This is a genomic window from Pseudomonas sp. L-22-4S-12, from assembly GCF_009799935.1.
Taxonomy (GTDB): Bacteria; Pseudomonadota; Gammaproteobacteria; order Pseudomonadales; family Pseudomonadaceae; genus Aquipseudomonas.
Genome location: NZ_WELL01000004.1, coordinates 391818 through 398858 on the forward strand (window position 1 = coordinate 391818; position 7041 = coordinate 398858).

General features: G+C 69.7%; 6 protein-coding genes. All 6 read left to right on the forward strand.

Features of this window, described 5'->3' with window-relative positions:
• The first annotated feature begins 10 nt into the window (after positions 1-10).
• Genes F3I16_RS13080 through F3I16_RS13105 form a run of 6 tightly spaced genes read left to right on the forward strand, consistent with a single transcriptional unit; the run spans position 11 to position 6525 of the window.
• Positions 11-955, forward strand: coding sequence for a DUF58 domain-containing protein (locus F3I16_RS13080; RefSeq protein ID WP_160494017.1), 945 nt, complete (start codon positions 11-13; stop codon positions 953-955).
• Positions 952-1446, forward strand: coding sequence for a DUF4381 domain-containing protein (locus F3I16_RS13085; protein ID WP_160494018.1), 495 nt, complete (start codon positions 952-954; stop codon positions 1444-1446). Before F3I16_RS13080 ends, F3I16_RS13085 begins: the two co-directional genes overlap by 4 nt.
• A complete protein-coding gene (locus tag F3I16_RS13090) occupies positions 1439-2458 on the forward strand; it encodes a VWA domain-containing protein (protein ID WP_160494019.1) in 1020 nt (339 codons plus the stop codon). The genes F3I16_RS13085 and F3I16_RS13090 overlap by 8 nt, the downstream gene beginning before the upstream one ends.
• Positions 2458-4251 (forward strand): VWA domain-containing protein, encoded by a 1794-nt coding sequence (locus F3I16_RS13095; protein WP_160494020.1) that lies wholly within the window; start codon positions 2458-2460, stop codon positions 4249-4251. The genes F3I16_RS13090 and F3I16_RS13095 overlap by 1 nt, the downstream gene beginning before the upstream one ends.
• Entirely contained in the window at positions 4248-5888 is a 1641-nt protein-coding gene (locus F3I16_RS13100; protein WP_160494021.1) for a BatD family protein, read from the forward strand. The genes F3I16_RS13095 and F3I16_RS13100 overlap by 4 nt, the downstream gene beginning before the upstream one ends.
• Positions 5889-5907: 19 nt before the next feature.
• A complete protein-coding gene (locus F3I16_RS13105; protein ID WP_160494022.1) occupies positions 5908-6525 on the forward strand; it encodes a hypothetical protein in 618 nt (205 codons plus the stop codon).
• Positions 6526-7041: the final 516 nt, after the last annotated feature.

Below are 7041 nucleotides of genomic sequence, written 5' to 3' on the forward strand. Positions count from 1 at the left end.
CCGCTAAGCCATGCACGCCCTGCCCGCGCAACCCGGAATCCGCGTCAGCCTCGCCGAGCTGATCGAGATGCGTCACCGCGTGCGCGAGGTGCAGCTGTTTTCCACCCCGGCGCGGCGCAGCCCGCTGATCGGCCTGCACCACTCCAAGCTGCGCGGGCGCGGCGTCGACTTCGACCAGGTGCGCGTCTACCAGCCCGGCGACGACGTGCGCACCATCGACTGGCGCGTCACCGCGCGCACCCAGGAGCCGCACACCAAGCTGTTCCACGAGGAGCGCGAGCGGCCGATCTTCATCATGGTCGAGCAGAGCCGGCGGCTGTTCTTCGGCTCCGCCCTGCAGTTCAAGTCGGTGCTGGCCGCCCAGGCCGCCAGCCTGTTCGGCTGGGCCGCGCTGACCCACAACGACCGCATCGGCGGCCTGGTGTTCGGCGACCACGAACACCACGAGATCAAGCCGCGGCGCAGCAAGCACAGCCTGCTGCAACTGCTCAACCGCCTGGCCCGGGCCAACCAGGCCCTGCACAGCGAAATGCAGAACGGCCGCGACGGCTTCGGCCTGGCCCTGCGCCGCGCCCGCGAGGTGCTGCGCCCGGGCAGCCTGGCGATCATCCTGTGCGACGAGCGCGCCCTCAGCGACGCCGCCGAGCAGCAGCTGACCCTGCTCGCTCGGCACACCGACCTGCTCCTGCTGCCGGTGTCCGACCCGCTCGACCATGCCCTGCCTGCCGCCGGCCTGCTGCGTTTCTTCGAGCACGGCGCGCAGCTCGAACTGGACACCCACAACCCCGAGCTGCGCAGCGCCTACCACGCCCTCGGCGAACAGCGCCGCGCGCGCTGGCAGCGCCTGGCGCAGAAACTCGGCGTGCCATTGCTGCCGCTGTCCACCGCCAGCGAACTGATCGAGCAGCTGCGCGAACAGCTGAACGGCCTGCAACGCCCGGGGAAACGCCCGTGAACCCGCTCGACCAGCTGCAACCGACCATCGCCCCGCCGCCCGTTGCCTGGTGGCCGCCGGCGCCCGGCTGGTGGCTGCTGGCCGTGCTGCTGCCGCTGCTGCTCTGGGGCCTGTGGTACCTGCGCCGCTACCTGCCGAAGCTCAAGCGCCGGCAACAGGCCGAACAGCCGCTCGACCCGCTGCGCCTGGCCGCCCTGAGCGAGCTGGCCAGCCTGCGCAAGCCCTACGACGGCGCCCCTGCCGGGCCCTGGCTGCAGCAGCTGAACGCCCTGCTCAAGCGCCTGTGCCGCGCCCACTACCCGCAGGACCACAGCCATACCCTGAGCGGGCGCGCCTGGCTGGCCTTCCTCGACAACCGCTGCCCGGCCGCCGGCCTGACCCGCTACATGGTGCTGGTGGAAGGCAGCTACCGCGCCGGCTGCACCCTGGACGACAAGGCCATCGCCGGCCTCAACCAGGCCGTCGACACCTGGATTCGCAAGCATGTTTGAGTTCGCCTGGCCCTGGGCCTTCCTCCTCGCCCCGCTGCCCTGGCTGCTGCGCCGGCTGCTGCCGGCGGCCGACAGCGGCGAGGCGGCGCTCAAGGTCAGCTTCCTCGCCGAGCTGGAAGGCCTCAGCGGCCGCCGCGCCCGCGCCAGCCTGCCGGCCTGGCGCCAGCAGGCCCCGTTCGCCCTGCTCTGGCTGTTGCTGCTGGTGGCCACGGCGCGCCCGGAATGGGTCGGCGAACCGCTGCCGCTGCCGGCCAGCGGCCGCGATCTGCTGCTGGCGGTGGACGTTTCCGGCTCCATGGAGCAGAGCGACATGCAGTGGGACGGCGAAGACGTGTCGCGCCTGGAGCTGGTCAAACTGCTGTTCAGCGACTTCATCGAGCAGCGCCAGGGCGACCGCGTCGGCCTGATCCTGTTCGGCAGCCAGGCCTACCTGCAGTCGCCGCTGACCTTCGACCGCCACACCGTGCGGGTCTGGCTGGACGAGGCGCTGATCAATATCGCCGGGCCGCAGACCGCCATCGGCGATGCCATCGGCCTGGCGGTCAAGCGCCTGCGCCAGCGTCCGGCCGACAGCCGGGTGCTGGTGCTGATCACCGATGGCGCCAACAACGGCGGCGAGATCGAACCGCGCACCGCGGCACGCCTGGCCGCCGAGGAGCAGGTGAAGATCTACACCATCGGCATCGGCGCCGATCCGCAGCCGGGCGGGCTGATGGGCATGCTCGGCATCAGCCCGGGCATCGAGCTGGACGAGGCCACCCTGATCGACATCGCCGAACAGACCGGCGGCAGCTACTTCCGCGCGCGCAGCAGCGAGGAACTGCAGGACATCCAGGCGGCCCTCGACCGCCTCGAACCGGCCGCCCAGCAGCCCACCCGCGCCCGCCCGGCACTGGCCCTGTACGGCTGGCCGCTCGGCGCGGCGCTGCTGCTCAGCCTGCTGCTGGTGGCCCATGAACTGTGGCCGCACAGCCTGCAACAGCTGCGCCAGCGCCTGCGGAGGACCGCCTGATGGAACTCGCCGCCCTCTGGCCACACTGGCTGCGCCCCTGGAGCCTGCTGCTGGTGCCGCCGTGCGCCTGGCTGCTGTGGCAACTGTGGCACCGCGAACGGCGCAGCGGGCGCTGGCAGCTGCTGCTGCCCACGCTGTTCCAGGCCGCGCTGCTCACCGGCGGCCGCACCCGGCAGAACCGCCTGCCGTGGATCGCCCTCGGCCTCGCCTGGCTGCTGGCCGTGCTGGCCCTGCTCGGCCCCAGCTGGCAGCGCGTCGAACAGGCCAGCCAGAAGCGTGCCGACCCGCTGGTGGTGGTGCTCGAACTGACCCCGGCGATGCTCGCCGGGGATGCCGCGCCGGATCGCCTGAGCCAGGCCAGGCGCAAGCTGCTCGACCTGCTGCGCGCGCGCCAGGATGCGCAGACCGCCATCCTGGTGTATGCCGGCAGCGCGCATACCCTGGTGCCGCTGTCCGACGACCTGGCCACCGCCAGCAACCTGCTGGATGCGCTCAAACCCTCGATCATGCCGCAGCCCGGGCGGCGCGCCGACCTGGCCATGGCCAAGGCCGTCGCCTTGCTCGAACAGGGCGCCCAGGGCCGCGGCCGCCTGCTGCTGATCACCAGCGCCCTGAGCGAGGAGGAACGCCAGGGCATCCGCCAGGTCCTGGGCCAGCGCAGCGAACAGCTGCGCATCCTCGGCATCGGCACGGCCCAGGGCGCGCCGATCCTCGGCGAGAACGGCAGCTTCCTCAAGGATGCCCAGGGCGCCATCCTCCTGCCGCGCCTGGACGGCGCCGGACTCCGGCGTTTTGCCAGCGAACTGGGCGGCCAGTACCGCCAGGCCAGCCTGGACGACCGCGACCTGCGCGGCCTCGGCCTGCTCGACGGTCCGCAGGCCCTGCGCGAGGATGGCGAGCCGACCCTGCTCACGGCCTGGGCCGACCAGGGCCACTGGCTGCTGCTGCCGCTGTTGCTGCTGGCCGCCTGCGCCGGACGCCGCGGCTGGCTGTTCGGCCTGCCGTTCCTGCTGCTGGCCCTGCCGCAACCCAGCTACGCCTTCGAGTTCCGCGACCTGTGGCTGCGCCCGGACCAGCAAGGCCAGCGCCTGCTGCAAGCAGACAAGCCCAGGGAAGCCGCCGAGCGCTTCGCCGACCCGCAGTGGCAGGGCGAAGCCCTCTATCGCGCCGGCGACTACCCCGCTGCCGCCGAACGCTTCGCCCTGAGCGACAGCGCCAGCGCCCACTACAACCGCGGCAACGCCCTGGCCAAGAGCAACGAGCTGGAGGCCGCGCTGGATGCCTATGACCAGGCCCTGGAGCAGCAACCCGACCTGCAGGTGGCGCAGCAGAACAAGGCGCTGATCGAGCAACTGCTGCAACAGCAGAAGCAGCAACAACAGCAGCAAGCCGACCAGCAGAACCAGCAGAACCAGCAGAACCACCAGGCGCAGGATCAGGGCGGCGAGTCGACGCCATCCAGCGCTGCCGGCCAGCCGCAGGCCGAACCCGGCGGCCAGCAGGAGCAGGACGACGGCAGCGAATCCAGCCAGGCCAAGGCCGCCGAGCCGAACCCAGCCGGCGAGCCGCAGCCCGCCGAACAGCCGGCGCAACCGGGGCCCGCCGAAGGCCAGAAACCGGCACCGGCCAACGCCCCGCACGACGGCACCCAGGCCGCTGCCGAGCAGGCCCTCGGCGGCGAACAGCGCGATGCCCTGGAACAGTGGCTGCGGCAGATCCCGGACGAGCCGGGCGAACTGCTGCGGCGCAAATTCCTCTATGAACAGCAACAGCGTCAGGAACAGTCTCGATGAGCCGCCTGCTTTGCGCCCTCCTTCTCAGCCTCTTCGCCCTGCAGGCCGGCGCCGCCAGCCTCACCGCCACGGTCGACCGCGCCCGCCTGAGCGAAGGCGAAAGCCTCGACCTGATCCTCGAATCGGATGATGTCACGGTGTTCGGCAAGCCCGACCTGGCGCCCCTGGAACCGCTGTTCGAAGTGGTCAGCACGCGCCAGGAAAACCGCCTGGCCACCTTCAACGGCAAGACCCAGGCCACCACCCGCTGGATCGTCACCCTGCTGCCGCGGCAGAGCGGCTACGTGGTGATCCCGCCGCTGAAGCTGGGTGACGCCAGCAGCCAGGCCATCACCCTGCAGATCCTCAAGGGCAACGGCGGCGACGCCAACGGCAAGCTGGCGCCGATCTTCATCGACGCTAGCCTCGACCAGGAAAGCGTCTACGTGCAGGCCCAGGCGGTGCTGACCCTGCGCATCTACCACTCGGTGTCGCTGTACCCCGACAGCATCAGCCTGACCCAGCTGAGCATCGCCGACGCCCGGGTCGAGCAACTCGGCGAACCGCGCACCTACGAGAAGGCGCTCAACGGCGTGCGCCACGGCGTGATCGAGGTGCGCTACGCGATCTTCCCGCAGAAGAGCGGTGAGCTGAGCATTCCCTCGCAGCTGTTCAGCGCCACCCCGGTGGAGCGCTCCAGCGCCGACGACTACAACCCGTTCGGCCCGCGCCCCGGGCGCCTGACCCGGGTCAAGTCGCCGGTGATTCCACTGACGGTGAAGGCCAAGCCGGCCAGCTACCCGAGCGATGCGCCCTGGCTGCCGGCCCGCGCCATCAGCCTGAGCGAGGCCTGGAATCCGGAGCCGGACAAGCTGCGGGTCGGCGATTCCCTGACCCGCAGCATCCTGTTGCGCGCCGAAGGCCTGTCCAGCGCCCAACTGCCGCCGCTGCCGCAGAGCCAGAGCGAAGGCCTGCGCCGCTATCCGGACCAGCCGCTGCTGAACAACGAGAACAGCGAACGCGGCCTGCTCGGCAGCCGCGAAGAGCGCGAAGCACTGGTGGCCAACCGCAGCGGCCGGATCAGCCTGCCCGCCGTCGAGCTGGTCTGGTGGAACACCGCTGAAGACCGCCTGGAGCGCACCAGCCTGCCGGCGCGGACCCTGGAAGTGGCCAGCAACCCGGCCCTGGAGGCCGAGGCCCCGGTCGACAGCCCGGCGCCGCTGCCGAGCGCCGATGCACCGCCGCTGTGGCCCTGGCAGCTGGCCTGCGCCCTGCTGGCCGGCACCACCCTGCTCGGCTTCGGCCTGTGGTGGCGGGCGCGCCGCCAGCCGGCGATCCTGCCCACGGCGCAGACCGGCCCCAGCCCGCGCACCCTGCTCGACGACCTCAAGCGCGCCTGCCTGGCCAACGACAGCCAGGCCACCCGCCAGGCCCTGGATGCCTGGGCCCGCCAGCAACCGGAAACCCTGGCCGACATGGCCGCCCGCTTCGTGCCGCTGTCCGAGGCACTGGATGAACTGAATGGGGCACTGTACAGCGAGAGCGGCCAGTACTGGCAGGGCGAAGGCCTGTGGAAGGCGATCCGCAGCCTGCCGGCCCCGGAAACGCCGAGCGGCCAGCAGGAACCGAGCCCGCTGCCGCCGCTGTACCCACGCTGACTGACCGAAGGAAACGAAGATGACGCTCAAGGACGAGCTGGCGGCCTTCTACCGCCGCTGCGGCTTTGCCGACACCGCCGACCGCCAGGCCTGCACCGTGCCGGTCTATACCGGCTGCCTGCTGGTGCCGCTGCCGAATATCGAAACCCGTCACCGCTACCTCAAGTACCATGACCTGCACCATATCGTGACCGGCTACAGCACCGGGCGCATCGGCGAGGGCGAAGTCAGTGCCTGGGAACTGGGCACCGGTTCGATGCTCAATTCGCCGCTGCTCGGCACCATGAACCTAATCGCCCTCTCCACCGGCCTGGTGCTGCAGCCCCGGCGCATGTGGCGCGCCTTCCGCCGTGGCTGCCGCAGCCGCAACCTGTATCCGCAGACCATGCGCCAGCGAGTGGAAGAGGAGCACTGGCCCGACCTGCCCTGCCTGCGCCAGGAATTGCTGGAGAGCCGCCGCGATCCCCTGCCGTCAGCCCTGCGCAGCATCGAATTCGCCGCCTACGCGGCCACAGCCATGCTCATCCATGCACTGATCGCCATCCCCGCCGTCTGCACCCGCGTGGTTACCGATATCGGCCTGGGCTACAGCTTCTTCCAGGTGATCAAGCCAGCCAAACGCAACGACCTGTACTGAGCACAAGGAGGAATCGTGGCTAGATGTTGAGGGCAGCTAGCGGCCAAAAGCGGTCAGCCAAACTTTCTCGGTGTTTGCCCGAGAAGCTTGGCATTCCGGTTCATCTGATATGACGAAGTGACTATGAGTCAGTCGACCCGTGTCAGCGTGACGTCAATATTGCCGCGGATGGCGTTGGAGTATGGGCAGATGAAATTCTTGAGCGGGCCTGGGCGCTCCTTGGTGAGCTCTTCCGGAGGGAGCTCTGATAGGCTTGTGAACAACACTTGATCTGCCCAGCGTTTTTACTGGGCGAACAGGATGGCTGTGCTTGGGATGATCATCGGGCACCTCTGCATGCCACAGGCTAATGAGGTATCACCATAACCTATTCGTACAGCTCAGTAGGTCGCCGAGGTACATCCGCTCCAGGGTTTATTCACGGTCTGCATGATTAGCGAGCTTCGCGAGCAAAGTCGATGAATGAATCGCTCCGGGTTTCGTGGAGGCCTCAACTCTTGAGAAGATGAGGCCATG